The following is a 25,253-nucleotide window of genomic DNA, read 5'->3' on the forward strand; positions in this document are numbered from 1 at the left end:
TGTTTCCCTTGCTTGCTTGCTTAAAAACCTCTTTTTTCAGTTAAAGGTTTAAAAATCTACACAGAAAAACACCTGGAGAATCAACTTCCAGTTGTTTTTCTATATTAAGCTGCCGCCTCATCTATATTTTTCTTTTTTCTAAACTGGCTTGCAAAATAAGTCCATGTCCCAACCATACAAACGACCATGAACCCTACTAATACCCACATGTTCTGAGTAAAGCTGCTCATATCTCCGCTTGAGATGACTGCCTTGAATCCAGAAACGGAATATGTCATCGGAAGCCATGCATTAAAGACTTGCAGTCCGTTCGGGATCAGTTCAAGTGGGAATGTACCTGCACTTGTTGTAAGCTGTAGAATTAAAATAATGATCGCTACAAATCTTCCAGGGTCTCCTAATACGGTAACCAGCAATTGTATTAAAGCCAAGAATGTAAGACTTGTAATAATACTTAGCCCGATAAACGCAGTTAGATTGCTTACTTCGATATCAAGACCCAACAATAGTACAGCATCTGCAATCAACGCTTGAATAACACCGACTGCAGCCAAGAAAGTAAACTTACCTGCGAACCAGCTAAAACCAGAACGCGGTTCTCCGGCTTTATCACGCAGAGGGAACACGATTGACATTAAGAGTGCCCCAACAAAAAGTCCGAGTGATAAGAAATAAGGAGCGAAACCTGTACCATAGTTCGGTACATCAGAGAAGCTCTTTGTTTTTACAGAAACGGGGTTCGCGATACGCTCGAACATTTCACTGTCTGCATCCAGTTCACTTGTTTTATCTGCTGCTTCACTAAGCTTTGATGACAGCTGACCGCTTCCATCTAAAAGCTGTTCTTCACCCTCATGAATCTTACTTACGCTGCCAGCAACTTGTTGCCATCCTGCTGAAACGGTTGACGTTCCATCCGCGAGCTTTCCGCTAGCTGCCAGCAATTGTTGTGAACCTGCAGCCGCTTCACCTAATTTAGAGTGAAAGGTTTGTGTGCCTTCGTTAACTTTTGCCTGACCGCTCGCTAGCTGGTCAACGCCACCGACCAATTTAAGCTGCCCGTTATGAAGCTGCTCTGCTCCTTGTGCAACAGCAGTTTGGGATTCACTAAGCTTTTTCGCACCTGCTGAAAGCCCATTAGCTCCGCCTGCAATTTTGTCTGACGCTGCCGTTAAACTATCTAGCCCATTATTAACGCCGTTGCTGATTGCTGCGATCTGTTTTAATGAAACAGCAATCTGCTCATCAGTCATGTTTTCTTGATTTTGTATGAGTGCATTGATTTGTTGCTCTAGTTGTTTTGAACCTGCCGCTGCTTTTTGTGCACCTGCATTCCATTCATTGACGGAACTTGCAAGTGTACCCGCACCGCTAGACAGCTCGTTGGCACCGCCTTGCAATGCAAGACTTCCGTTTTTAATCTTTTCAGAACCAGCTGTTGCTTGACTAAGACCGCTTTTTAACGATTGAGCCCCCACGTTAAGCTGTCCCTGCCCTGCTGCTAACTGTTTATGAGCAGCGATCAATTTATCCAACCCGTTATCAAACTCTGACATCTTCGATTGAAAAACAGATGCACCTTCTTCAAGATCTTTGATCTGTGGTGTTTTCTCGTTCATACCTGCTGCCAGTTGACCACTTCCAGAGGCTGCTTTCTTTAATCCTTCTGTAACTTGGTTCGATCCATCTGCAGCCTGCTCCAGACCTCCAGCAAGCTGTTCCACTTGTTCGAACATAACTTCAGCATAGGTTTTTGTAAGTTCATTCGATAGACTTTCTTTCATCTTATCGACAGCTGTTCCACCGATTTGTGCTGCTAGAAAGTTAAAACCTGCATTAGGTGTATAAATGATCTCCGGCTTTTTAGTTGAGCTGCCTGATAATGATGTTGCTTCCTCTGAGAAATTCTCTGGGATCTCAATCATCATGTAGTAATCATTATGTTCGAGCCCATTCTTCGCTTCTTCTTCTGTAACAAACTTCCACTTAAACTGAGGGTTTTCTTTCAGTTTATCTACAAACTCATCACCTACGGTTAATTTCTCTCCGTTGTATTCATATCCCTCATCGAGATTGACTACCGCAACCGGCAAGTCTTCCATCTTGTCATACGGATCCCAGAAGGCCCATAGGAACATCCCGCTGTATAACACAGGTATAAAAAGAACCGCCAAGACAGGTATCGCAATTTTTCTATTTAAAAATACCGCTTTAAATTGAGCTTTGATACTTTTTAGCACTTGTTTCACTCCTTATAAAATACTGATTGACCATTTTAGTCAAACGGTCATTTCGAATCAAAAAAAAGAGAACTCTACAGTCCGCTTTTTACAGATTGACCGAAAATGAAATTTGGTCACAACTTAATTTAACACGTTTCTTTTACTTCTGCAACACTAAGATTTTCTTAATCCATCCATGACAAACATCTCAAGTACTTCAAGCATCTTTTCTTTTTGAAGAGCTTGGTGATCGCGTTCCCAATCAAATATGAGAGCAATATAAAGCTTTACCATCATAAATGCTACTATATCTGTCGGGCATTCTTTTATCTCACCTTTTTCGACTGCTTTGTCCAGCTCTTTCTGAACAAAACCCAGGACGGCCTTTTCAATTCTTTGCAATGCTTCAGTAACTGGTGAAGTGTTTAATTCTTTAACCTCTTGGGACAGTTTCACAGCCAATTGATGTGTTTTTCGAAGTTCTACCACTTCATATAGTGCATTATGAAGATTTTCATAAAAAGGCCGATCTTCTTTAATAGCTGAAGATGCCGCATGTTTTGTTTCTAGAACTAGATTCGAAATGATCTCAGAGAACAACTCTTCTTTATTTGCGAAAAAAGTATAGATGGTACCTTTTCCGACGTTTGCAATTTTTGCGATTTGATCCACCGTGCTTGCCTTATACCCAAACATGGAAAAAGAACGTTCTGCGGCTTCCAATATACTCTTTTTGCGGTCCATTATTCTATCACCTCTTCTGGAAGCGGATTCGATTTTGTGTATAACGGCAAAGTTAGAAGGACTCTTGTTCCTTCATTCAGCTCACTTTCGTATCTAAGCTTTCCGCCCATATCCTGAATCAATTTATACGTTACCATCATACCGAGACCCGTACCTTTAGCTTTTGTTGTATAAAACGGAAGTCCGATCTGTTCGAGTTCAGTTTCAGTCATTCCCTTTCCATTATCTTCTATCGCAATGGTAATATTCCGTTTTGTCAATTTGTACTGGTACACGTGAATCGTACCGTTCTCCTCGATGGCTTCTATACCGTTTTTAATAATATTTATTAACCCTTGTTTTAGCTTTTGTTCATCAATACAAACTTGGTATGAACCAATTTTGCTTGTCGTTACTTCAACATTATTGATCGCCCCATAAGGAGCGGTTAACGAAACAACATCTATCAGTACATTTTCTAGCGAAATTCTTTCAAGCTTCGGTTCATCGGGTTTAACCATTGATAAATAATCTGTGATAATCTTGTTTGTTCGATCCAACTCTTCAATTAAAAGGGGAGAATGTTCTTTTAGCTTTGGATCTGACGTTGTACTTCCTAGAAACTGTATCATTCCTCTGATGGTCGTCATCGGATTTCTTACCTCATGTGCGATCGCGGCTGCCATTTGTCCTGCTACTGCCAGTTTATCCAAATAAACGGTTTCCTTTAACTGCATATTGATTTTAACGAGTCTCTCGATTAAGAAGATGCAAGAGAAGAATGCGATCAAAAAGCTTGAGAAATAAACCAAATAGAAATCAAGGGTTAAAAATTGAAGATACGTGTGAATAAACAAAATATAAAACAATGTATACACTAGAGCAATGTAGATGGCAGAAATCCATCTTCTTTTATCTTGATCAAAGAACCCATGATAGATCAAGCAGACAACATAGGCTAAAAAGGTCAAGATGACGCCAAGCCATGCAAACTCTCCACCTATTCCAATCCTGGCCATTAGTACAAACAAGGAGCAAATGGCACCAGGAAGCCAGCCTGCGTATAAAGTAACAATCATAATCGGTACATTCCGCAGATCAAAAAAAGAATCCTTAAGTGTTTCAATCGGAAAAAGCATACAAACCAGTGCTCCAACACCACTAATCAGACCAAATATGACCTGGTTTTTTAAGCTTGGAATAACACCCGGATGAAGGGGAAAGAACATATTCAAGAGGTGTGTAAATGAGAATATGATCGCAATATTTACAAATAATGGTTCAACAAAAGCCTCCATGATGCTCCCCTTCCTTTTTTCTTCCTTCAGTATAGCAGAAACATTCTACAAGAAAATATGAAAAACGACAAACATATCCATTTGTCGTTTTATTGAAACCTATTTTATTTTAAAGAAGTGATTCTACAGCTTTTTTTGCTGAATTCACACAATCTGGAAGTCCTACTCCATCATATGGCGCACCAGCTAAAGCAACACCTGGAAGGTTTTCAGCAAAACTGTCGCGCAGCTTTTTCACATACTCTATATGACCGACTTCATACTGAGGCATAGAATCAATCATTCTTGAAACATGATAGAACTCGGGCTGAGCATCAACGCCCATGATCTTCTTTAAGTCGTCCAATACTTTCTTTAGGATAACTTCATCCGGTTCATGAACGATATCCTGATCTTCCGCACGCCCAACATAGCAACGCAGGACCACTTTGCCTTTCGGTGTCGTATGCGGCCATTTCCGGCTGGTCCACGTGCAAGCCGTTATCGACGTTTTCTCACTTTTTGCAATAACGAAGCCTGTACCGTCCAAAGAAAAGTTCACTTCATCCTCATTAAAACTCATTGCAACAGTGGCTACAGAAGTAGGCTTCGTATCATGAAAGCCTGCTGGAAAAAGGGATTCATCAAAAAGCCTTTTCGTTACTGCATACGGTGTCGTAACAATCACATGATCACCCTTCAATGTGGAACCGTCTTCCATGATAACAGAATACGTTCCATCATCCATTGACTCAACATCTTTAACTTTTATTCCAGTCTTGATGCTATCTTCTGGCAAAGCCTTTGAAAGTGCTTCAATAAATGATGACAGTCCGCTTTTCAGGGTTAAAAATGCACCTTTTTTCTTCTTTGTTACCGGTGTTTTCTCGAGTTTTGGCTGTGACTTTTTCATCCCTAATATTAAACTTCTATACTTTTTTTCCGTTTCTGCGAATTGCGGAAAAGTAGACTGCAAACTCAGCCGGTCGATTCTACCCGCATAAATTCCAGAAAGCAAAGGTTCGATCAATCGGTCAACGACCTGATCACCAAGGCGTCTTCTAAAGAAATGACCCACTGAAACATCACTTTGTGTATCCGTACGTTTTGGAAGGAATAGATCAAATCCTGCCCTAGCCTTTCCAGCTACAGAAAAGAGCGGCGTAAATGCAAAGGGCATTATCTTAGTTGGAATACCCATAACTGCCCCTTCTGGAATCGGATGAAGCCTCATGTTATGGAGAATGTAAGCTTGTCCTGTTTCATTGGAGACTAGTTCATCACCAAGCCCCACATCTTTAACAAGATCTGTCATCACCGTTTTTCTGGCAAGATAGGAATCCGGTCCGCGTTCTAAAACAAAGCCATCTTCTGTAATAGTATCGATTTTCCCTCCAAGACGATCGCTTCCTTCAAGCAATGTAAAAGTTAGGGGTTGTCCTGTTTCTTTGGCATGTTTTTGAACATAAAAGGCAGCGGCTAAACCTGTTATGCCGCCGCCCAATATAATAACGTGCTTTCGCTCGCTCATCGCTTTCACATTCTTTCTTTTGTTAGTGCGTTTTCAATTACCGTTGCCAAACAATCAATAAATTCCGGCTTTGCGTTAGGCATTTCAGGACGATAATAGTTAACTCCCAACTCATCAGTGACAACTTTACATTCATAGTCATTGTCATATAAAACTTCTAAGTGATCAGCAACAAATCCAACGGGGCAGTAGATAAAATGCTTGTAGCCATGCTCGTTATACAGATCGCGCGTCAGATCCTGAACATCAGGACCGATCCATGGTTCTGGTGTATTCCCCGCACTCTGCCATCCGATCGTGTAATGTGGAACATTGGCTTCTTCCGAGATCAGATCAGCTGTTTCTTGTAATTGTTTAGGATACGGATCTCCCATTTGAAGGATCTTTTCTGGCAGGCTGTGTGCTGAGAAGATCACGACTGTTTTGTCATGCTCATCTTCAGGAATGTTTTTAAACGTTTGTTTAATCCCATCCGCCCAAAATTGAACATATTTAGGCTCATCATACCAGCTGTCGATCGTTACAAATGATGGACCGCCAATTTTTGCAGACTCTTCTACTGTGCGTCCGTTGTAAGATTTAACACTGAACGTTGAGTAGTGTGGAGCTAACACAAGAGTTACCGCTTCCTCAATACCGTCTTCTTTCATCTGCTGCACCGCATCCTCAATGAAAGGATCAATGTGCTTCAAACCAAGATAACTCTTAAACTCTCGGTCAGGATAACGTCGATTCATTTCCTCTTCTATTCTTTGAGCCTGTTCTTCTGTAATCTTCGCAAGCGGTGAAATACCGCCGATCTGCTCATATCTCTCTGTCAGTTCCTGTAGCTGTTCAGGAGAAGGCTTACGTCCTCGTCTAATGTGTGTGTAATAACTTTCTACTTCATCAAGACTCCTTGGCGTACCGTAAGCCATAATTAATAATCCGGTAGTATTATTTGACACTCTTTATCACCCTAGTTTTTTAGATGTATATTCATGGACAAAGGTGGTTAGTTGTTTTAGTGTTGCTATATTTACTTCTGGGAAGATCCCTTTTCCTACATTAAAAATAAACCCTGGCTCTTCCATACCTTCATCCAAAATTTCTTTCGTTCTTGCTTCGATTACTTCCCATGGTGCCAATAGAATGGAAGGATCTAAGTTTCCTTGAAGTGCTTTTGTCACACCCATCTGGCGCGCCTCTCTTGGAGATAGTCTCCAGTCAAGCCCGATCACATCAATCGGCAGCTCGTTCCACTCCATCACGAGATGGCGTGCACCTGTTCCATAAAGGATCAGCGGAATATTTTCTTCACGAAGACTTGAAAAGATTCTGTACATGACAGGCTTGATGTATTTTCTATAATCGGCGGCATTTAATGCACCAACCCATGAATCAAAAATCTGAAATGCTTGAGCACCCGCAGCAATCTGTGCTTTTGCGTAAGCGATCGTCATATCTCCTAGCTTATCCATTAGCATGAACCAGCTTTCTGGATCCGAGTACATCAACTGTTTTGTTTTATGATAATCGCGAGATGGTCCGCCTTCAACCATATAGCTCGCTAGTGTAAATGGAGCACCTGCAAACGTAATAAGAGGCACTTCTAACTGCTGGCGCAAAATCTTGATCGTATCCAATACATAAGGAACATCTTTCTCCGGGTTTATCGTGCCAAGCCTTTCAACGTCTTCACGAGTTCGTACAGGCTTATCGATCACCGGCCCGATCCCTGACTTGATCTCTACATCTACCCCGATCGCAGGAACAGGAGACATAATGTCTTTATAAAGAATGGCAGCATCAACACCATGCTGGTCAACTGGCAGTTTCGTAACGCCAGCGCACATCTCCGGTCTATGAGTGATGTCAAACAGTGAATACTTCTCCTTAAGTTTACGGTACTCCGGCTGGGAACGGCCCGCCTGTCTCATGTACCATACAGGAATATGTGAATTTTTCTCCTTACGACACGCCTTTAAGAACTCTTCATTCATTGTCAAAACGTACACACCTTTCTATCAAGACCAAAAGCTGCAGCACTATTGTTATCTCCTAGCCACTGAAACTTAAAACCTTTAACGTCAATATCCATACACATTGTAAGGGAATTCATAATAAAAGTATAGGCACAAAGCTCAATTGTCATCATTTTGGCAAATTGGGTGCGTGGAGATCCCTCTGGCAGGCTGTAACTGGCTTTAAGTAAGGTCTGATAGTCGGGGAATTAAGCCTAAGTTGGAATATAAGTCTTAATGAAACTTAATTAAGCCAAAACATCTATCTATTAAGTCTAAATCATAAAATATAGGTGGTTCGACAGAATTCGATTCCATTATACTCCGACGACTCTTTATTCAAAAAAAGAAGATGGCCCTTCAAGCCATCTTCCACTTCATATTCCTATTCTTCGTCCCGCTTCTTTTTATCTTTCTTCTCTTTTCCACTACCGCTTCGTCCTTTCTCCTTCCCCTCCTTCTCATCATCACCAAAACTCGGGAAAAGCGAGATGGATACCACGTTCGAAGGCTGTCCTTCTTGTTTCGTAAGGGGATTATAAGGAACTACGTAAAAATCTGGCAGGGTGAATAAATTCTTACCGGATGCCATATATTGTCCCTTGCCTTTAACAGTATCTAAAAGCTGGGTCTCTCCCTCATTAACAGCATATACCTTATACTGCAGACGCTTGTCCTTTGATGGAGACCAATTCAACTGAACAGACGGCATGCCATAGTCACCGACTCCAAAGGAAGCCCCAAGATCAGCAATCTCAATCAACTCGATCGGAGGCTCCAGATCTTTAACACCGTCTGGCTTTTTGAACTTTAACCCTTGCTGAGACGGCATCCCGTTAATCACTTGTTTAAATAAAAGAGTCGGCTGTGCACTTCCGCTATTTAAATAAGACTCTTTCGTCGTCCTATCATATCCGACCCAAACCGCACCGACCACTTCTGGAGTAAAACCGACAAACCATGTATCTTTGTTCCCTTTATCTACGTTTGGAAAATTGGTCGTTCCCGTCTTTCCTGCGATCTCCATATTTTCAGCTCCATCAGAGCCTGTTCCGTTCTTTATAACCTGCTGCAGCATTCGTGTCATATACCAGGCATTTTGTTTTTTCCAAACTTTCTTCTCTTCACGCTTTGCTTTACCAACAAGATCCCCTTCATTGTTATAGATTTTACTGATCACATAAGGCTCGACTGTTTTTCCTTCATGAAGAAAACTCCTGTATCCTTGCACCATCTGAAGCGGACTTACCCCGTGATCGATTCCGCCGAGTGCAATACCAAGTCCCTTATCCTCGATCGGCATGCCAAGTTCTTCTAGATATTTTTTGGAATCCGATATTCCGATCTCATTTAAAAGCCAAACAGCAGATGAGTTCACCGAACGAGATATTGCATCTACCATCGGCACTTTTTCTTCGTATTTACCGTTATAGTTTTTCGGTTCATATCCGTTATAGCTTAATTCCTCATCCCGCAGCATGGAATACGGCTTATATTTTTCCGACTCAAGCGCAGGTCCGTACACAGATAAAGGTTTAAAAGTTGAGCCCGGCTGACGTTTCACTTCTACTCGGTTAAGCCCTTCTGTCACATAATTGCGCCCGCCTTGAACAGCAAGGAGTCCGCCTGATTTGCTGTCCATCAATACCATGGCACCCTCAGGTTTTGCTTGACCCGTACCAACGAAATAGCGTCCATCTTGAAAACTTTTATAAACCGCGTCTTGTGCCGCAGGATCCATCGGCACTACGATCTTGTATCCTCCCTGTCTGAGCTCTTCTCTTGAAAGGTGATATTTTTCCTTCGCTTCTTTTATCACCATATCAATATATGTCGTATAAGCAGGATTTCGTTCTTCCTGCTGAAAATCAAGCGCGATCATCATCCCTTGTGCTCTTACAGTTTCTGCAGGTGATAGATAATCTTGCTTTTCCATTAGTGTAAGCACGAGATCACGACGTTCTTTAGCCGCTTCTGGATGTTTGATAGGTGAATAATAGTTTGGCGCTTTTGGAAGACCTGCAAGCATGGCTCCCTCAGCCACTGTCAATTCTTTGACATCCTTATTAAAATACGTTTTTGCTGCAAGCTGGATACCGTATGCACCATGGCCAAAATAGATTTGATTCAGATACATCTCCAGAATCTTATCTTTTGAATATCTTCTTTCTAGATTAATGGCAATAACCGCTTCCTTCGTCTTTCGAAGCCATGACTTTTCATGAGATAAAAACACATTCTTCGCCAGCTGCTGTGTGATCGTACTTCCCCCTTCTACCTTGCTGCCAGCCAGAATATCTTTATAAATCGCACGTGAAATAGCTTTTACATCGATTCCGCTATGTTTATAAAAACGGCTGTCCTCAACAGCGACAAAGGCTTCTTGAACATGTGCCGGGATATCCTCTATTCCAACGATATCACGGTTTTCATCATATATTTTTGTAATCTTATCTCCATTTTCAGTAACTAGGAGAGTTGCAGAATCCATGACAAGATCTTTTTCATCAATTACATAGTCACCAGCCATAATAATGAACAGGTATGCAAAAAAACCAATAATGAGTGACCCTGTTAATATCCCGAGTACGATAAGACTTTTCTTTATCATAACCCAACCTCATTTCATTCTAGGTCGAAAAGTACATTTTATATAATTTTCCCTTAGATGGAAAGTATATTACAAGCATCCATGTTCTTACACTGTTTAATGTGCTTAACGGTTGGGTAAAACAAAGGTAAATCCATAATAAAGGCAGGGATATCGCATGAATATATACATCACATATGGGACGACAGACTATTTAGACGCCTATCAAGAAAAATACGATGAAGCTCTCCTGCTAGAAGGGGATTCAAACTCTGCTTTAGTTTATGAAACAGCGGGAGAGAATCCTTTTACAGAAAAACACGAATATGAAGTGATCAACCAACGAGGTTCTTTAACAGGGGCAGGTTTTGTGGTCATGAACCATATACCGGTTTCGGAAGAAGGAAGAGCTCTATTTGAAGAGCGTTTTCAGAACCGTGCAGGGCTAGTTGAAAATGAACCAGGTTTTAGTGGCATCCGTATCCTTCGCCCACTTCACCAAGATCCATACATCGTGATGACACTTTGGAAATCACATGCTGACTTTATGAACTGGCAGCAGTCAAAAGCCTATGAAGAGGCTCATAAAAACAGAGGAACATCAAAAGGACTTCCCGAGACACTCTTCACTGGAAAGTCCTTCGTGAAAGAATATATGGTTGTGCAATGAATACAAATCCGCAATTAAAACGTGCTTCGGTCATATTAAATCCTTCTGCCGGTCAAGGAAGAGTTCTTAATCAGTGGAATGCTATTTTAACTGAACTAAGAAATGGATTCGAAGATGTCCAAGTCTTTGAGACGACCGCACCTGGTGAAGGAGCCACTTTTGTAGAGAGGCTCCATCAGGATACAGATCTTATTATCGCAGCCGGCGGTGACGGAACCGTCCATGAAATTGCAGAAGCTGTTTCGTCCATCAAAAAAAATCCACCTGCATTTGGCATTCTGCCTGGCGGGACATGCAATGACTTTTCAAGAGCGCTTGGCATGGAGCAAAATCCCGTGAAGGCAGCTGCACAGCTAAACAGAAAAAAGATACGTCAAATTGATATAGGTGCATTTAACGATAATTTTTTTACAAATTTTTGGGGTATCGGAATGATTACTCACGTCTCAGAATCAATCGATCCAGATACTAAAGAAAGATTCGGGCGGCTATCTTATTATCTATCAGCTGCTAAATCCTTTCAAACGTGGGAGCCTTTTAGGATCACGATCGAATCAAAAGAATTTCAATACGAAGGACAAGCTGCCATGTTTCTTGCTGTTAACGGCCCTTTTACGGGTGGCATCCGACCTTTTTTTCCGGATACAGACATACAAGACGGAAAGCTGGATTGCTTATTGATCGAAGAACCTTCCATTTCGTTCATTTGGGATGTTTTGCAGAACCGCTTGTCTGATACATCTCGTGAAGGACAAGGCTACCAATATTTCCAGAGCTCTGAAATCCATATTAAAACCGCTCCCCAACAGCTAATAGACTGTGATGGAGAGCGAGAACACAAAACACCTGCTATTGTAAGATCTCTGCAAAAGCATTTAACAGCACTTATTGGGGATGTTTCCTTTTAAAAAAAGGAAGCGTCCTTTTTTGATAAGCACTAATCGATTCAAGAGCTCCAATACAAAGAAACAGCCAGACCGTTCCCGCTGAAAATCCCGCTAAAACGTCTGATGGGTAATGAACCCCTAAATAGATACGGCTAAAACCAATTAACAAGATTGTTGCGATAAAACCTATGGCAAGGGTAACTTTCAGCGACTTCCCTCTTTGGCTTCTAATAACCAGATATCCAAGGAAACCATAATAAATCAAGCTTCCCATAGCATGTCCGCTTGGATAGCTGAACCCTTGCTCAACGATCAGACTGTTTTCTGGACGAATTCTTCCAAACCAGTGTTTTAAGCCAAGATTTAAAAGACCTCCCCCTGCAACGGCCACTAAATACAAGATGGCCCCCCAATAATTTTTACGCTTCACAATAAGCCAGATAAGACTGCCAACCAATAATAGAGTAAGAATATCTTTTGATCCTAAATACGTAATAAATTTCATAATGGCAGTCAGCGTATCGTTACGAAGGTTTGAAACTTCTTGTATGATGACCTGATCAAATTGAAATCGCTGCTCTTCCATCAGATCCTCTGACAATTCAAAGAAAATATTTAAAGAAAAAAACGAGAGTGCAAGCCCGCACGCGATATAAATAAGGGGGAGTATCGGAAAAGGCAGTTTGTTGGCAAGTTCACGTAACATAGAAAAAATCTCCTCAATCTTCACCTAAGTATTAAAGTAAGTTTTCACTTTTTTATAGTGAATTAAACCATATTAATATTTCTGCTAAACTCTAGTCAAATAAGATTCCATTTAAAGAAAAAAGCTGCTCGATTAACAAGCAGCTTTTTCTTATTTCTATTACTTCACAAGTTTTACTAACATATGAGCGAGCTTATGGCGTTCTTCTTGCTCTCCAACTTTCCATAATTCTTTTAACAGATTTTCTTCTGAATTTCGAGGCTCTTCATGGTCAGCTAAGTAGTCCGCTACTTTCTCCGCTGTCTTAGCAAGTGTTTCTTCACTCATGCCCATTTTCTCACCAACTTGAACCTTGCTGTGCAAGTAGCTTTTAAACTCTTCAAAGTTTGATAAAATTTCGTCCTTTTTGCTTTCACTCATGCGGTTTGCTGTTTCCTCAACCTTACTCGTGTCTACATTACGTTCATTATCAACCATGTGTCTGCTTTCCATTTGAATGTAACCTCCTTAGAATTTGTGTATCACTTTTGTTTAATGATTGTTTTATGCATATTTGTCTTTTACCGTTTTTTTTATCTCTTAAACGTATTTGTACAGTTCGGATTTTTTGATTGAACACTATCTATTCATTCGGTTTATGTTTAATAGAAAAAGGGAAGCATAACTTTGTAGAACAAGATTCAGGAGGTTATACAAATGGAAAAAGATTTACAAGCACTAATCGATGGACTAAACGAGGATCTTGCAAACGAATATTCAGCAATCATTATGTACAATCATAATGCCGCAACGGTTACTGGATTGTACCGTCAGATCTTAAAACCATTTTTCCAGGGTGAAATCGCTGACGAGCAGGGTCATGCCCTATATTTAGCAGAGAAAATTAAAACCCTTGGCGGCACGCCCACTACTCAACCAAAGCCAGTAAAACAAGTTGAAGGTGTTCGTGAAATGTTAGAAGAAGCGCGCAATGCTGAAGAAGATACGATCAGACGTTATGAAGAGCGTAAAGAACAAGCTTCTAATCTAAAACTGACTGAGCTTGTTGTCCAGTTAGAGGATATGATCGCTGATGAAACAAAGCATAAAGAAGAAATGGACCGCTTACTAAGCGACAGCCGCTTCTAATTATAAGGAATCGAACAAAAGCACCCTTTTACCGAGGGTGCTTTTTGTGTTTATGCAGTTTACTGTTCTCATCCATTAACAATCGCCACCTGAAGCAATTCTGTGCCACCTGACCAAGATCTTCGAGAAAATGATAATTGGCATAAGCTCCAACGATCGCTCCTAATCCAGGAACCATTTGCAGCATTTTAATAAGGTCAATATGATCCCGGTAATCCTGCTGCAGTTCTTGCCAGTTCATCTGATCAATTGAATCAGGGCGAGCAGGAAATTCTTCAATGGTCTCTTTCCAAAAAACAACCTTTTCAAAAGCTTCCTTTTTCTTATGAGGATCTGAAAATGCCAGCCGGAAAACATGCAAAATAAAAATCCGTTCTTTGTAGTCCCTTACATCAAGACCATAAATACTTGCAGCTTCAAAAAGAAACTTCATTTTAATGCCGAGAAGCAAAGGAAAATCAGCCAAACTAAGCAAGATACCACCAACACCTGTTCCAGCTCCTTCGACTGCGGCCGTTTTTTTATAAAAAGCAAGACGTTCTTGCAGTTTGTAATCACGTTCACGGAGATCTGCCGTAAACTTAATCGTCCTTTTCGTTGTATATTCGGAACCAATTAAAGTTGCTTTAATCATATGTTTCATGCTTGTTGTTATGACATCATGAACCTTTTGAGGAATCTTTTCATTTATTTTTGTTTGAACAGACTTCGTCGCTTTATTCCAAAGAGAGGGCCTTTTGCACATCTCGATTTCCCATTTTTTCAGCTCATCTAATATCTTTTCTTCGTAAGTATTCATCGTATACCTCCTTCCTAATAATACGTCTTATAAATAATCTTAGTTTCGTTTTTCAGCCCTCACGATTTTTACAAATGAATTTTAGCTATTATCTACAGGAACCCCTAAAGGGAAACGGAATACATGTTCTGGGTCATATTTTGTTTTCACTTTAATCAATCGTGGTAAGTTAAAAAAATAGCACTGTTCCAGCCAGTCTTTGATACAATTATCGTGGAAGTTTACATAAGCCCCATCAGCAAAAGGCAGCAATGAATTTCTTAAGTCCTCTACCCACCTAATATTAATATTTGCTTCACTATGCTTCTCCCATTTTGTTATATATAAAAGGCTGAATAATGCCTCTCTATGAACATAAGCGGTATCAGTTGATTTTTCACATGCGGCATTGCCGCATAACGCTTGCAGCTGTACTTTGTTCTCAATGCTGGGAGAGTTTGATAAGAATTTTTTTAATCGTTGTATCGCTTCTTTTGGCAGCTGGTGTTTGGCAAATGCTCCTGTATTTTTAAAAGGATGTGCATCAGGATCCCCATGGTTTACAGCATACTCCTCCATCCCAGGCATCATGCCACCGAACATTTTTACAGCGTCAATATAAGGTATATTTTTGATCTCAACAACTTTTGGCGGATACGCCTTAATAAGCGGTTCCAACAATTGTCTTAATTCCCCTTTTTCTCCGGTAAATTCGCCTAACGCCCTTAGTTCCCCTGCATCCTCCGTTAATAGATCAATGATGGCCGTCAATCTGACATCTGTATAGGGAGCCCACTTTTGCCATGAATCAACGACATTCTCAAATCCGTCCCAATCCCACGTGATTTTAAATACGGAAACACGTTTGATCGGAACTAAAGAAAATAGAAACGACGTTACTACACCAAAGTTTCCTCCGCCTCCGCCTCGGGATGCCCAAAATAAATCAGAGTTTTCTTCTCTGTTTGCAATGATGATATTTCCATTTGCATCAACCATTTCTAGTTCCAGCAACTGGTCAATCAACATTCCATATGGACGGGTTAACATCCCCCATCCTCCACCTAGCGTCAAACCGGAAAGACCGACAGAAGGACACGTCCCTCCTGGAATCGTGAATCCTTCTTCATATAATTTTTCGTATAAAGGAAAAAGAAGCGCTCCCGCTCCAAGTCTTCCTGTTTTTGTTTTATGATCCACTTCCACTTTGTTAATTTCACTGATGTCTATGACTAATCCGCCATCTAAAGAAGAATAAGCTTCATAACTGTGCCTGCCGGTTCGTATCCGAAATCGTATATTCTTTTTTCTTGCCCAACGGATTGCATTTGAAACGTCCTTAGCTGTTTGGCAAAAGTTAATGATCGCTGGAAACAAATCGTAGCGTGTATTAAATTCTTCTCGTGCGAGATCGTATTCAGGATTTCCGGGTATAACAATTCTCCCTGTTAATCCATACGTATTCATGTGGAGGGCTCCCTTCATGTAAACTTTCTTATAAGGTATGAAGGGGGCCTAGTTTGTGTTATGCACAAAAAAACTTCCCAACCATAAGGGCTAGGAAGTCATCGGAATATGTTTCTTTGACATTGCCGGCAAACGAACTAAACTGTAGACTAGTGCCGCTACAGGCATAAGTATAGCAACGATCCAGTCACCAGTAAGGATCCAGTAGAAAACACCATAAACCAATCCTTGTATGATCAGCAGACCTTTAAGCCAATTTTCAAAGGCTTTTGCTTTTACAGTGTCATTAATAGGATAGATCATGAAACTTACATTCCATCTGTATTGTGTGTAGAGCGTAAATAATTGCAGAGAGAACATTTGAAAAAATAAGAACACGACTGCTAACTGCCACCATCCAGGAGGAATGAGGTAGATAAAAAGAAAGCCAAGTAAAATTAACCGTACATATAACCCTAAGTAATCTCCCGAACGGATAAACGTCTTCATGTAGAGCGCGGAAAAGGCATTATTCTTTTTGAATGAGAAAACAGCCAGCCGGTTTAACAACGGTCTTCTGTGAACCGTTTGCTTAAGTGCAGGTACATCTGTAAAGTAATTGACTAGCCGGTAGCCCTTTATCTTTAACGCTTGTTCTTCTGCTAAAAGCATCTCCCACTGATAGCCATGCTGCTTTTTAAAGAAACCAAACACAAAATTCTTAAGAACATACATGATGGCAAATATGGCAATTAAAAAGAGATACGCTTCATTAAAGAGCAAGTAAGCATATACAAAATTTACAATAAAACGCATGATCCGATAGTTCATCTGATGACTTTTATAGGGAAGTCTTCTTTCTTCCCATGATACAAATAGGTTAAAAATTTTCGCTGCGATTAAAAAGAAGCTGAAAATAACGTACATCTTCCAGCCATCATGAATAAAGACCTGAACAATCGGCCACAGCAGCGTAAAGATAAATAACGTGGAAAACGCCCCAGCAGCAATGGATGAAGAAATGGCCATTGAAAAGTACTGTTTCATTCGCGATTCAACTGGAAGCAGAAATACGAGATCCCCTTCTTTTAACAGCGTTCGAATCGGGCTTTTCGTAAGCCAGATCGAAAATATGATAGTAAGAATAAAAACAGCAGGAAAATCATTAGGTAGCGCTTGAAGCAGCTTTGCATAATAGATGCTCCCGATTACGATAAGCAAAATTAAGGAAACAATGAGCCCGCTGTTTGCCATCAAACTAAAATATTTTAACATTTGAGTTAGATGAGCATTGCGCCGTTTTGTCCATAATTTTTTTACATCGATCATGTAACTTTACCTCTTGCTACGTATAAGTAAATTTCATCTAGAGTTGCATCCTTCAACTCGCTTCTCTTGCGTAATTCGTCTAATGTTCCACTGAGTACTAGTCTGCCTTCATGCATGATTAAGAAACGGTCGCAATATCTTTCAGCGGTCGATAGAATATGAGTCGACATAAGGACTCCTGCACCGCTGTTCTTAAATTTAACCATGTACTCAAGAAAAGATTGAATACCAAGAGGATCGAGTCCTACAAATGGTTCATCCACAATATAAAGCTTTGGTTCTACTAAAAGAGCACATAGGATCATCACCTTTTGTTTCATCCCTTTAGAGAACTGACTTGGGAACCATTTGATTTTGTTGTCCATACGAAACTCTTCCAATAAGGGACGGACACGTGTTAGGAATGTTTGTTCTTCAAGTCCGTATGCCATCGCTGTTAACTCAAGGTGTTCCCACAATGTCAGCTCTTCGTAGAGGATGGGAACCTCTGGTATGTACGTAAATTGGCTGCGATAAATTTCCGGTTCATCCCGAAACGTCTGTCCTTCAATTTTTGAAGATCCAGACATCGGTTCCATCAGACCCAAAACATGCTTAATCGTTGTACTCTTTCCTGCTCCGTTCAGACCGATAAGCCCAACGATCTCGCTTTCTTTTACCGAAAAATCTAAATGATGAATGACAGGCTGATTAGGCAGATAACCTCCTGTTAAATCGGTAACTTCAAGGATCGGCTTCATTATGTACCTCCTTCTTCATTCATTTCCTATTTTTATTCTTTGCCATTTTTCACGTTTTACCCGTTAGGATGCAGGCATAGGAGTTGGCGTAGGCTTTGCATAACCTTCTTTATATTTTTCATCAATCATCTTTCTAATCTCAAGCGGACTTTTTCCGTCGGCTGATTCACTCATGCTCACTGCAGCGATCTCCAGACATGTTCCACATTTCGTACCGTGGTCATCCCAAACGATTTTTCCATCTTCTTTATTTTCTGCAACAAAGCAATCATAGTTATTCTTATGCCCTGCTGAATCACCGCATCCACAATAGCATGGCATGGACTCCAGCAAGTCTTTAAATTTAGGAGCTGCCGCATAAATGGCCGCGATCTCTTCTGGTTGTTTATCTAAAAATCCAGGCATCACATCGACGGATGCTGTTAGCTCTTGAATATCACCGTTCGGCAGATGGTTTTCATGACCTTGATGCGAGGCTTCACTATCCTTATTTATCTGTGACTCTTCTTGATGATTTTTGTGGTCTTCTTTATTACTTTCATTCCCACAGCCCGAGATGAGGAAACCAGCAGCAAGTGTCATCGTTAATACAAGTTGTCTTCTTTTCACGGAGAATCCTCCTTTTTGTCATTCTTTCCTTATAATAGCTTAATTCGCGTTTCTTTTACCAACTTTATATGTATAATATGTGTGAGTTAATGGACAAAATAAGAGGGAAGAAGGTATCCCCCCTTCTTCAAGGAGAAAGATGCAAGGTTTTAGATTTTTTAATAAATGCGTAATTTTAAGGAGATGGTTCTCTTGGACTATTCAGTGCTTGAGTAATTTCAAATTCTTATTATTGAGGTGCATGGCTAAAAAATCATATTGTTTTGTTTTCGTGTTCTCCTTTCTTCTCTAACCTCTATAAGAAGGAGGGTTCTATTTCTAAATAGGACCCTTCTTCTTTATTTTTTTGAGAGATGATGTGTGATATGATAAGTAAAAAAAATGAGGTGAGCCACTTGTCCCACGATCCAAACTGCATTTTTTGTAAAATTGTTGCCGGTGAAATTCCATCGTACAAGGTGTATGAAGATGAGAACGTCCTTGCTTTCTTAGACATCAGCCAAGTTACAAAAGGACACACGCTGATCATCCCTAAAGAGCATTCAAAGGATATTTTTGAGCTGCCTGCAGAAACAGCAGCAAAACTTTATTCTGTCGTGCCTAAAATTGCCTCTGGTATTAAACAAACGTTTAATCCGATCGGCCTTAATATCTTAAACAACAACGGTGAAGCAGCAGGACAATCTGTTTTCCACTATCACATGCACTTTATCCCTCGTTATGGCAAGGGTGATGGTTTTGGTGCGGTCTGGAAAACACAGGATCTCTCTGCAAACGAGATGACTGAAATTGCTCGGAACATTAAAGAAAACGTTAAGAGCTAACATTACATATTTAAAACTGCCTTTCTTGATTCGGGCAGTTTTTTCTTATTTTTTTTTTAATCGTATTAGTGTAATCCGCGACATCTCCTGCGGAAAAAACTGGCTGTTGAGACCCCTCTAGCAGAGGTGCGAACGAGGAGCTTGGCAGTTAGTCCGCGGTAAGGGAGCGGATAATCTGTTGAGAGTCTATTATCTGGAGGAGGAGAAGGATGAAACGCATTTATTTTCAAGCAGGACCAACAACACTGCCAAAAGAGGTTATGGAGCAGGCGAAAGAAGAATGGGATGATTTTCAAGGCACTGGATTAAATATTATGGAACACAGCCATAGGGGAAAACATTACGAAGATATTCATGAACAAGCGAAATCTCGTATGCGGCTACTATTGGATATCCCTGACACACATGATGTCTTATTCTTACAAGGCGGCGCGAGTCTGCAGTTTGCTATGATACCCATGAATCTTATCTCTCAAGGAAAAACGGCAAAATATGTTCTAACAGGATCATGGTCAGAAAAGGCATTTAAAGAAGCAAAAAGAATCGGGTCTAGCGAAGCGGTTATTACAGGAAAAGATTCAGAATACCGTACGCTCCCAAAAATGGATTATGTTCCAAGTGATAGCGATGCCTACCTTCATATTACATCCAACAACACCATTTATGGAACACAGTGGCAGGACTTAAATACCTTTACTCACCCAACACTTATCGCAGACATGTCGAGCGATATTATGAGCAAGCCTTTCTCGGTTTCAAACTATGCGTTAATTTACGCCGGCGCACAAAAGAACCTTGGTCCTTCAGGAGTTACTGCCATTATCATTCGAAAAGATCTGCTGCAAGATCACGAAAACGTTCCATCGATTCTTTCTTATGCCGTCCATGCAAAGAATAAATCCCTGTATAATACACCTCCTGTTTACTCGATTTACCTCCTCAACCTTGTGCTTGACTGGGTTGATAGATCAGGTGGAGTTGCTGAAATGGAAGTTAGAAATAAAAAGAAAGCCGACGTTATTTATAATGCTATCGACCGCAGCAATGGGTTCTACAATGGTTATGCAACACCAGAATCACGCTCACTTATGAATGTAACGTTCACGTTAGGTAATAGTGATCTCGAAAAACAGTTCATTAAGGAAAGTGAAGAAAACGGCATCTATGGGTTGAAAGGACATCGATCGGTTGGCGGTTTCAGAGCATCCATCTATAATGCTGTCCCACAAGAGTCTTGTGAGAGTCTTGCAGAGTTTATGGATCATTTTCAAGAAAAATACGGAAAATAGTTCATAACCCTTTTCAGTCAGTAGTACTTCTGGTAACATAAAGGTACTTTCGCAATAGGCCAAGAGGGCACTATTGGAGAGGAAAATTTAAGCTTAGAAATAGCTGAGGAGAGATGAGAAATGAATACAAAATCACTAGCTTTAACATCCGTACTTATTGCATTGGGGTACGTTTTTCACACGATCGTACCACCACTATTTTTCGGCATGAAACCTGATCTTCTGCTTGTTATGATGTTTTTAGCCATCATGCTTGCTCCAACAAAACAAAACGTGTTGATTGCAAGTATGGCAGCTGGCGTTATTTCAGCGCTGACAACAGGCATGGCTGGCGGACAAATCGCAAATATCGTAGAAAAACCGATCACTGCTTTTATCTTTCTAGCTCTATTCATGTTAGTTAAGAAAGTTAAAGTAAATGCATTTAGTGCCGTTCTATTAACGGTAGCCGGAACCATTATCAGTGGAACATTATTCCTTCTCGTCGCAATGCTTGTAGCGGGCTTACCGGGCTCACTGTTTAGCTTTATAGGAATGATTGTTGTTCCAACGAGCATTGTAAGCGGATTGATCATGTTCTTCATTTATCCAGTGGCCGAGCGATTCTCAAAACGTTCAAGTTTAACAGCTTAATAAATAATAAAAAGCCAGTTCCTTATGGAGCTGGCTTTATATATGAATCTTCTTCCTCTTTTTCTTCCCATGTTTGGAATGCGGTGATTTCACCCGATAACGTTTTAAATAAAAACGCGAGCACTGTTGCGTCATCCAATAATCCTGCCCCAATCAAAAAATCAGGAACGGCATCAATCGGACTCACAAAATACAGAAGCCCTGCTACGATCAGGACCATAGATTTTTTAGAAACATCTCGGTATTCACCATTTTTATATGATTTTACAAGTCGTACTAAAGCTTTTACTTGTGACCCTAGATTACTGAGTCCTTGCTTATCTGGCTGAGAACTTTTGCTTTCAGCTTCTGATACAAGCTCGCCCGTTTGTGATGAACTTTCGAGAACAGCGTTTGCTTTTTCTTTCATTTTATTAAAATAGTTGCCGATCGTGTTCTGTTTCAACCCATTTCCCTCCTGCCGTTTTTATTATGTATACCCTCTTTTTATATTTTTCGTCAATTGATATCTTTTTTTCCTCTTTTTTTATTGTACCTTATCTTCCGCCAAACACAGTCAAATATCTTCTGATTTAGACAAGTGTTACATATTTTGTGCAATCTGCTCTGCTTTTACTTATTTTCTGTCCATTATTGTCACATCAATGTTTTTCATCAATCTATCTCTTCCGACAACTCTGTGTAAGTTGTCCAATCATGACGAAATCTATCGGGAAATATTTTTATATTCGTCATTATTTTTCATAGGATTATAAAAGATATTCACGAATTTATTAGATAATAAAAGAATGAGGAGGAATTTTAAGATGTCAAAATCAAAATCCATGATTGTAGGTTTTGCGCTAGGTACAGTAGTAACAGCAGCAGCTACATTGCTTTCAACACCTAAAGCAGGTAAAGAGGTAAGAAAAGAACTTAAAGACAATATGGATAAAATGAAATCCACGTTCACAAGCATTAAACGCGACGGCATTCAGCTTAAAGCAAAGATAAAATTCGCTAAGAGGGAAAAAGACGAAGCTCTAAAAGAAGCTGCCGCTTCTATCATTGAGGAAACACCGAAAGAAAAGGAGCTAGAAATCAAATAATTTTCCAAAAAAATTCTCCCAGCTTGGAGAATTTTTTCTTGTTTTGCTGAATTCAGGATATCTCTGACTTTATCACTATATCTGCAAAAAAATGTATATCCTTTTTACTAAAAAATAAGGAAATATTGAAAAATTTTACTTTCTTATTATAGGAAATACTGGCATAATGAGGAATAGGATGTGTTTTATAAGATGGAGGGCATTGTAAAAATGAACAAAGATCAATTATATAGTTTTCAAGAAGCCATGATCTATAGTCACAAACTTTCTCAGATTAGTAAAGCTTTATGGAAAAGCGTAGAAAAAGACTGGCAAAATTGGATAAAAGATTATGGTTTAAACATCAACGAACACCATATCCTGTGGATTGCTCATCATCTTGAGGGTGCTTCAATCTCTGATATTGCTAAATTTGGTGTTATGCATGTCTCTACTGCCTTTAACTTTTCGAAGAAGTTAGAAGAACAAGGCTACTTAACATTTTCAAAAAAAGAAGATGATAAGCGAAATACATATATTTGTCTCACACCTAAGGGCGAAGAACTTTTACTTCAGACATTGAATACGTACGATCCGGCAAAATTCGGTGTATTCAGTGCTTCTATGCCGATCAAAGAGCTTTTTGGCAGATTCCCTGAATTTCCGGAACTTATGTCCATCATCCGTAATCTATATGGTGATGATTTTATGTCGATCTTCAACAAACTTGAAGAAAAGATCGAAGCAACTATGGGTGAACAATCATCCTCGCCTGTTATGGCAGCTGAGGAAATTGCCTCTTCTCATTCGTAACGAACGGATAATTCATACAGCTTCTCCATTAATAAAATGTATTTTTCTTGATGAAGCATTGCTGTAATCGTTTCTCGTGGTGAAAGCTTTGGAGTTAACATGCCTGCAAAATGAACCAAAAGCGGTGTGTAATGAACAAAGCCTTCTGCACTCTGCATCACATATTTTTTCTCAAGCTCATCGCAAAGAAGGAAAACGTCGTTTACTTCTTGCTCGGTGAGCTTTTTTTCCATGACCAGTCTGAAGAACGGGTATGATGTTAGATCGACACTCTCAATCGTTAGCTGATTATAAAACTCTAACCTTTCTAACCTTTCCTCCACCGTTTCCATACTTACCCTGCTTTCTAGTTGCTTTCTAGTTGTTTTCTAGTCAATCTATGTCTATATCAATTATAATCCAACTTTCTCCATTTTGGTATGAATAATTGATTGATGGAATAAAAAAAACGCTCTGTCCCCGTTACTAAAGACAGAAGCGCTTCACATTAATCCTTTGTATAGACACCTAATTTGATAGAGTCCTTCTTTAGATCAAACTCTTCCGCTTTTACAGCATAACCCGGCTTTGTTGGCATTTGAGTTACTCTCATTAAGATGCTCTCATCTGCTGGGTATACGTCGACCCACTCGGGAAAATCAATGGTATTCTTAATCAATGTAAAGACCTCATCCCCTGGTAAAGGGAAACGTCCCACTTGCATATCCTTCTCTTTTAACAATAAATCTCCGTTATCCATCACTTCTGGTTCAAACGTAATCTGATAAGGCAGCTCCTGATTGAAAGCAACAAAGGATCCATTTAGAACTGCTTCATCCCGAAGATTTACATAGACGTTAACATCAGGTGCTTTTTTTCTTAATTCTTTGTTAAGCAGGTCTTCAACCTGTTCTTTTTCCGTATGTATGCTCAGCAATTTCTGATTATCACGAATATCTGAATCTAGCATACTTCGATCTAAGCTGCCTCCTCCTGGATCTTTAAAAAGTAAAAACAAAACAGCAGCCGGTATTAATAATATGAACAGCAACAGCGTAAAAAAAGCAGCTTTCCATTTATTTCTCATATTCTCTCCCCTCTCTCCTCTGACAAAGTAATTTCCCTATTCATATTCCACATATTTTGGTAAAGTTAAACAAGTAGTTCAAGTTGGAGGTTTTTATATGGCTGGCTATATTTTCATCTTTTTAGCACCTATCTTTTTGTTTGTGTTCAATTCACTTACACACAAATTATGTGACAAAAAGAACTTGTCCACTAAACAGCAGGATTCCGTATACCGTACGATTAACGTGTCTATTACCATTCTGCTCATTTCATCCTATATTTCAAACGTTCTTTAAAAAATATAAAGGGGGAACCAGACTGCATTCCCCCTTGAGTAACCTTACCATACATATGCTGCACCTTTGATCATGAGTAGTAAAACAACACCACAATAACGAATCTGCTTTTATACGTCAAGCCTCATCAGTTCCCCTCCACAAGAAAAGGTCCTGCAAGTCTAACAATTATATTAGCAGAAACATGCAGCACCTACGATAATCAATAGAATAAACAACACAACAATCAATGCGAAGCCTTTTCCATGCCCGTGTCCACCGAAACCCATGAAAGCCACCTCCTTTGATATTCTGTACACTATCCTATGCATGACGAGCTAGACACGCATAGGCATTCGCCCTTTATTCACTTAAAAATTCAAATTCGCCATCAATGGCAAAAACATGCTGCTCCTATAATGATGAGAAGGATAAAAAGAACTATAATTAATGCAAATCCTCCCCCACAATCGTTACCATAACCGTAGCCCATCATCATACCTCCCTTTTCTTTCTCCATATCATATAGTGATACGCCCTGTTTTGATTAGACGAATGACCCGGTTTTTAAATTTTTTTTCTTCAAATCGCTTGAATACCCTAAATTGCTGATTTTATAATGTGTAAATTTTCTCATATTTCATTTATTGAATAGGAATACACACA

Annotated in this window: 28 protein-coding genes; 9 read left to right on the plus strand and 19 right to left on the minus strand. The window is 39.9% G+C overall.

What is annotated here, in order from left to right:
• Positions 1 to 104: 104 nt before the first annotated feature.
• From IEV52_RS17460 to IEV52_RS17490, 7 genes are all read right to left on the minus strand, one after another.
• The gene (locus IEV52_RS17460; protein ID WP_229754330.1) at positions 105 to 2,240 is read right to left on the minus strand and encodes a YhgE/Pip domain-containing protein; all 2,136 of its coding nucleotides are present in this window, start codon (positions 2,238 to 2,240) and stop codon (positions 105 to 107) included.
• Between the two features lie 156 nt (positions 2,241 to 2,396).
• Positions 2,397 to 2,966 carry a TetR/AcrR family transcriptional regulator gene (locus tag IEV52_RS17465; protein ID WP_188403748.1) on the minus strand — a complete coding sequence of 190 codons (570 nt, stop codon included), beginning with the start codon at positions 2,964 to 2,966 and terminating at the stop codon, positions 2,397 to 2,399.
• Positions 2,966 to 4,243, minus strand: a complete 1,278-nt coding sequence (locus IEV52_RS17470) for an ATP-binding protein (protein ID WP_188403749.1) — start codon at positions 4,241 to 4,243, stop codon at positions 2,966 to 2,968. Before IEV52_RS17470 ends, IEV52_RS17465 begins: the two co-directional genes overlap by 1 nt.
• Positions 4,244 to 4,352: 109 nt before the next feature.
• Complete coding sequence (gene hemY, locus IEV52_RS17475) at positions 4,353 to 5,753, minus strand: protoporphyrinogen oxidase (RefSeq protein ID WP_188403750.1); 1,401 nt, start codon at positions 5,751 to 5,753, stop codon at positions 4,353 to 4,355.
• Positions 5,754 to 5,758: 5 nt separating this feature from the next.
• The gene (gene hemH, locus IEV52_RS17480) at positions 5,759 to 6,700 is read right to left on the minus strand and encodes a ferrochelatase (RefSeq protein ID WP_188403751.1); all 942 of its coding nucleotides are present in this window, start codon (positions 6,698 to 6,700) and stop codon (positions 5,759 to 5,761) included.
• Between the two features lie 6 nt (positions 6,701 to 6,706).
• Positions 6,707 to 7,735, minus strand: a complete 1,029-nt coding sequence (gene hemE, locus IEV52_RS17485; RefSeq protein WP_188403985.1) for a uroporphyrinogen decarboxylase — start codon at positions 7,733 to 7,735, stop codon at positions 6,707 to 6,709.
• A 406-nt stretch (positions 7,736 to 8,141) separates the two neighbouring features.
• Positions 8,142 to 10,367: a transglycosylase domain-containing protein gene (locus tag IEV52_RS17490; RefSeq protein ID WP_188403752.1), complete on the minus strand. Its 2,226-nt coding sequence runs from the start codon at positions 10,365 to 10,367 to the stop codon at positions 8,142 to 8,144.
• A 157-nt stretch (positions 10,368 to 10,524) separates the two neighbouring features.
• On the opposite strand from IEV52_RS17490, the gene IEV52_RS17495 reads away from it, so the two are divergent.
• Positions 10,525 to 11,016 carry an antibiotic biosynthesis monooxygenase family protein gene (locus IEV52_RS17495; RefSeq protein WP_188403753.1) on the plus strand — a complete coding sequence of 164 codons (492 nt, stop codon included), beginning with the start codon at positions 10,525 to 10,527 and terminating at the stop codon, positions 11,014 to 11,016.
• Positions 11,013 to 11,924 (plus strand): diacylglycerol/lipid kinase family protein, encoded by a 912-nt coding sequence (locus IEV52_RS17500; protein WP_188403754.1) that lies wholly within the window; start codon positions 11,013 to 11,015, stop codon positions 11,922 to 11,924. Before IEV52_RS17495 ends, IEV52_RS17500 begins: the two co-directional genes overlap by 4 nt.
• On the opposite strand, the gene IEV52_RS17505 is transcribed toward IEV52_RS17500, so the two are convergent.
• Positions 11,902 to 12,609: a phosphatase PAP2 family protein gene (locus tag IEV52_RS17505; protein ID WP_188403755.1), complete on the minus strand. Its 708-nt coding sequence runs from the start codon at positions 12,607 to 12,609 to the stop codon at positions 11,902 to 11,904. The genes IEV52_RS17500 and IEV52_RS17505 overlap by 23 nt on opposite strands.
• A gap of 159 nt (positions 12,610 to 12,768) precedes the next feature.
• Positions 12,769 to 13,101 (minus strand): DUF3243 domain-containing protein, encoded by a 333-nt coding sequence (locus IEV52_RS17510; protein WP_229754331.1) that lies wholly within the window; start codon positions 13,099 to 13,101, stop codon positions 12,769 to 12,771.
• Positions 13,102 to 13,305: 204 nt separating this feature from the next.
• Between IEV52_RS17510 and IEV52_RS17515 the strand changes: the two genes are divergently transcribed.
• Positions 13,306 to 13,737, plus strand: coding sequence for a ferritin-like domain-containing protein (locus IEV52_RS17515; protein ID WP_188403756.1), 432 nt, complete (start codon positions 13,306 to 13,308; stop codon positions 13,735 to 13,737).
• Positions 13,738 to 13,765: 28 nt separating this feature from the next.
• Here IEV52_RS17515 and IEV52_RS17520 read toward each other — a convergent pair whose 3' ends face one another.
• The 5 genes from IEV52_RS17520 to IEV52_RS17540 form a co-directional block, all read right to left on the minus strand.
• Positions 13,766 to 14,536 (minus strand): EcsC family protein, encoded by a 771-nt coding sequence (locus IEV52_RS17520; RefSeq protein WP_188403757.1) that lies wholly within the window; start codon positions 14,534 to 14,536, stop codon positions 13,766 to 13,768.
• Between the two features lie 81 nt (positions 14,537 to 14,617).
• The gene (locus tag IEV52_RS17525; protein WP_229754332.1) at positions 14,618 to 15,982 is read right to left on the minus strand and encodes an FAD-binding oxidoreductase; all 1,365 of its coding nucleotides are present in this window, start codon (positions 15,980 to 15,982) and stop codon (positions 14,618 to 14,620) included.
• A 90-nt stretch (positions 15,983 to 16,072) separates the two neighbouring features.
• Positions 16,073 to 17,290, minus strand: coding sequence for an ABC transporter permease (locus IEV52_RS17530; RefSeq protein WP_188403759.1), 1,218 nt, complete (start codon positions 17,288 to 17,290; stop codon positions 16,073 to 16,075).
• The gene (locus IEV52_RS17535; protein ID WP_188403760.1) at positions 17,287 to 18,030 is read right to left on the minus strand and encodes an ABC transporter ATP-binding protein; all 744 of its coding nucleotides are present in this window, start codon (positions 18,028 to 18,030) and stop codon (positions 17,287 to 17,289) included. Before IEV52_RS17535 ends, IEV52_RS17530 begins: the two co-directional genes overlap by 4 nt.
• A gap of 63 nt (positions 18,031 to 18,093) precedes the next feature.
• Complete coding sequence (locus tag IEV52_RS17540) at positions 18,094 to 18,639, minus strand: PCYCGC motif-containing (lipo)protein (protein ID WP_229754333.1); 546 nt, start codon at positions 18,637 to 18,639, stop codon at positions 18,094 to 18,096.
• 395 nt (positions 18,640 to 19,034) lie between these two features.
• Between IEV52_RS17540 and IEV52_RS17545 the strand changes: the two genes are divergently transcribed.
• The 3 genes from IEV52_RS17545 (at position 19,035) to IEV52_RS17555 (ending at position 21,385) form a co-directional block, all read left to right on the plus strand.
• Positions 19,035 to 19,463 carry an HIT family protein gene (locus IEV52_RS17545; protein WP_229754334.1) on the plus strand — a complete coding sequence of 143 codons (429 nt, stop codon included), beginning with the start codon at positions 19,035 to 19,037 and terminating at the stop codon, positions 19,461 to 19,463.
• A 209-nt stretch (positions 19,464 to 19,672) separates the two neighbouring features.
• Complete coding sequence (serC, locus tag IEV52_RS17550) at positions 19,673 to 20,752, plus strand: 3-phosphoserine/phosphohydroxythreonine transaminase (RefSeq protein WP_188403762.1); 1,080 nt, start codon at positions 19,673 to 19,675, stop codon at positions 20,750 to 20,752.
• A 120-nt stretch (positions 20,753 to 20,872) separates the two neighbouring features.
• Positions 20,873 to 21,385 (plus strand): tryptophan transporter, encoded by a 513-nt coding sequence (locus IEV52_RS17555; protein ID WP_188403763.1) that lies wholly within the window; start codon positions 20,873 to 20,875, stop codon positions 21,383 to 21,385.
• A 22-nt stretch (positions 21,386 to 21,407) separates the two neighbouring features.
• On the opposite strand, the gene IEV52_RS17560 is transcribed toward IEV52_RS17555, so the two are convergent.
• Positions 21,408 to 21,830 (minus strand): YkvA family protein, encoded by a 423-nt coding sequence (locus tag IEV52_RS17560; RefSeq protein WP_188403764.1) that lies wholly within the window; start codon positions 21,828 to 21,830, stop codon positions 21,408 to 21,410.
• A gap of 361 nt (positions 21,831 to 22,191) precedes the next feature.
• Between IEV52_RS17560 and IEV52_RS17565 the strand changes: the two genes are divergently transcribed.
• Both IEV52_RS17565 and IEV52_RS17570 read left to right on the plus strand, forming a co-directional pair.
• Positions 22,192 to 22,473, plus strand: coding sequence for a YtxH domain-containing protein (locus IEV52_RS17565; RefSeq protein ID WP_188403765.1), 282 nt, complete (start codon positions 22,192 to 22,194; stop codon positions 22,471 to 22,473).
• Positions 22,474 to 22,683: 210 nt separating this feature from the next.
• Positions 22,684 to 23,265, plus strand: coding sequence for an HTH-type transcriptional regulator Hpr (locus IEV52_RS17570; RefSeq protein ID WP_188403766.1), 582 nt, complete (start codon positions 22,684 to 22,686; stop codon positions 23,263 to 23,265).
• On the opposite strand, the gene IEV52_RS17575 is transcribed toward IEV52_RS17570, so the two are convergent.
• Together IEV52_RS17575 and IEV52_RS17580 are read right to left on the minus strand one after the other, a co-directional pair.
• The gene (locus IEV52_RS17575) at positions 23,256 to 23,597 is read right to left on the minus strand and encodes a DUF1878 family protein (protein WP_188403767.1); all 342 of its coding nucleotides are present in this window, start codon (positions 23,595 to 23,597) and stop codon (positions 23,256 to 23,258) included. The genes IEV52_RS17570 and IEV52_RS17575 overlap by 10 nt on opposite strands.
• Positions 23,598 to 23,752: 155 nt before the next feature.
• Positions 23,753 to 24,331: a YpmS family protein gene (locus IEV52_RS17580; protein WP_188403768.1), complete on the minus strand. Its 579-nt coding sequence runs from the start codon at positions 24,329 to 24,331 to the stop codon at positions 23,753 to 23,755.
• A gap of 97 nt (positions 24,332 to 24,428) precedes the next feature.
• Here IEV52_RS17580 and IEV52_RS17585 point away from each other — a divergent pair, with 97 nt between their 5' ends.
• Positions 24,429 to 24,608: a hypothetical protein gene (locus IEV52_RS17585; protein ID WP_188403769.1), complete on the plus strand. Its 180-nt coding sequence runs from the start codon at positions 24,429 to 24,431 to the stop codon at positions 24,606 to 24,608.
• A gap of 173 nt (positions 24,609 to 24,781) precedes the next feature.
• On the opposite strand, the gene IEV52_RS17590 is transcribed toward IEV52_RS17585, so the two are convergent.
• Positions 24,782 to 24,877: a YjcZ family sporulation protein gene (locus IEV52_RS17590; RefSeq protein ID WP_188403770.1), complete on the minus strand. Its 96-nt coding sequence runs from the start codon at positions 24,875 to 24,877 to the stop codon at positions 24,782 to 24,784.
• Positions 24,878 to 24,978: 101 nt separating this feature from the next.
• The gene (locus IEV52_RS17595; RefSeq protein ID WP_373869428.1) at positions 24,979 to 25,107 is read right to left on the minus strand and encodes a YjcZ family sporulation protein; all 129 of its coding nucleotides are present in this window, start codon (positions 25,105 to 25,107) and stop codon (positions 24,979 to 24,981) included.
• Between the last annotated feature and the right edge of the window lie 146 nt (positions 25,108 to 25,253).

The sequence above is a fragment of the Fictibacillus barbaricus genome (genome assembly GCF_014635025.1).
In the GTDB taxonomy this organism is placed as follows: Bacteria; Bacillota; Bacilli; order Bacillales; family Fictibacillaceae; genus Fictibacillus; species Fictibacillus barbaricus.

Bases quoted from the DNA above. Each gene is read 5' to 3' on its own strand.
- IEV52_RS17465 (WP_188403748.1), bottom strand. From the start codon at position 2,966: ATGGACCGCAAAAAGAGTATATTGGAAGCCGCAGAACGTTCTTTTTCC.
- IEV52_RS17470 (WP_188403749.1), bottom strand. From the start codon at position 4,243: ATGGAGGCTTTTGTTGAACCATTATTTGTAAATATTGCGATCATATTC.
- hemY (WP_188403750.1), bottom strand. From the start codon at position 5,753: ATGAGCGAGCGAAAGCACGTTATTATATTGGGCGGCGGCATAACAGGT.
- hemE (WP_188403985.1), bottom strand. From the start codon at position 7,735: ATGAATGAAGAGTTCTTAAAGGCGTGTCGTAAGGAGAAAAATTCACAT.
- IEV52_RS17490 (WP_188403752.1), bottom strand. From the start codon at position 10,367: ATGATAAAGAAAAGTCTTATCGTACTCGGGATATTAACAGGGTCACTC.
- IEV52_RS17495 (WP_188403753.1), top strand. From the start codon at position 10,525: ATGAATATATACATCACATATGGGACGACAGACTATTTAGACGCCTAT.
- IEV52_RS17500 (WP_188403754.1), top strand. From the start codon at position 11,013: ATGAATACAAATCCGCAATTAAAACGTGCTTCGGTCATATTAAATCCT.
- IEV52_RS17505 (WP_188403755.1), bottom strand. From the start codon at position 12,609: ATGTTACGTGAACTTGCCAACAAACTGCCTTTTCCGATACTCCCCCTT.
- IEV52_RS17510 (WP_229754331.1), bottom strand. From the start codon at position 13,101: ATGGAAAGCAGACACATGGTTGATAATGAACGTAATGTAGACACGAGT.
- IEV52_RS17515 (WP_188403756.1), top strand. From the start codon at position 13,306: ATGGAAAAAGATTTACAAGCACTAATCGATGGACTAAACGAGGATCTT.
- IEV52_RS17520 (WP_188403757.1), bottom strand. From the start codon at position 14,536: ATGAATACTTACGAAGAAAAGATATTAGATGAGCTGAAAAAATGGGAA.
- IEV52_RS17525 (WP_229754332.1), bottom strand. From the start codon at position 15,982: ATGAATACGTATGGATTAACAGGGAGAATTGTTATACCCGGAAATCCT.
- IEV52_RS17530 (WP_188403759.1), bottom strand. From the start codon at position 17,290: ATGATCGATGTAAAAAAATTATGGACAAAACGGCGCAATGCTCATCTA.
- IEV52_RS17535 (WP_188403760.1), bottom strand. From the start codon at position 18,030: ATGAAGCCGATCCTTGAAGTTACCGATTTAACAGGAGGTTATCTGCCT.
- serC (WP_188403762.1), top strand. From the start codon at position 19,673: ATGAAACGCATTTATTTTCAAGCAGGACCAACAACACTGCCAAAAGAG.
- IEV52_RS17555 (WP_188403763.1), top strand. From the start codon at position 20,873: ATGAATACAAAATCACTAGCTTTAACATCCGTACTTATTGCATTGGGG.
- IEV52_RS17565 (WP_188403765.1), top strand. From the start codon at position 22,192: ATGTCAAAATCAAAATCCATGATTGTAGGTTTTGCGCTAGGTACAGTA.
- IEV52_RS17570 (WP_188403766.1), top strand. From the start codon at position 22,684: ATGAACAAAGATCAATTATATAGTTTTCAAGAAGCCATGATCTATAGT.
- IEV52_RS17575 (WP_188403767.1), bottom strand. From the start codon at position 23,597: ATGGAAACGGTGGAGGAAAGGTTAGAAAGGTTAGAGTTTTATAATCAG.
- IEV52_RS17580 (WP_188403768.1), bottom strand. From the start codon at position 24,331: ATGAGAAATAAATGGAAAGCTGCTTTTTTTACGCTGTTGCTGTTCATA.
- IEV52_RS17585 (WP_188403769.1), top strand. From the start codon at position 24,429: ATGGCTGGCTATATTTTCATCTTTTTAGCACCTATCTTTTTGTTTGTG.
- IEV52_RS17590 (WP_188403770.1), bottom strand. From the start codon at position 24,877: ATGGGTTTCGGTGGACACGGGCATGGAAAAGGCTTCGCATTGATTGTT.
- IEV52_RS17595 (WP_373869428.1), bottom strand. From the start codon at position 25,107: ATGGAGAAAGAAAAGGGAGGTATGATGATGGGCTACGGTTATGGTAAC.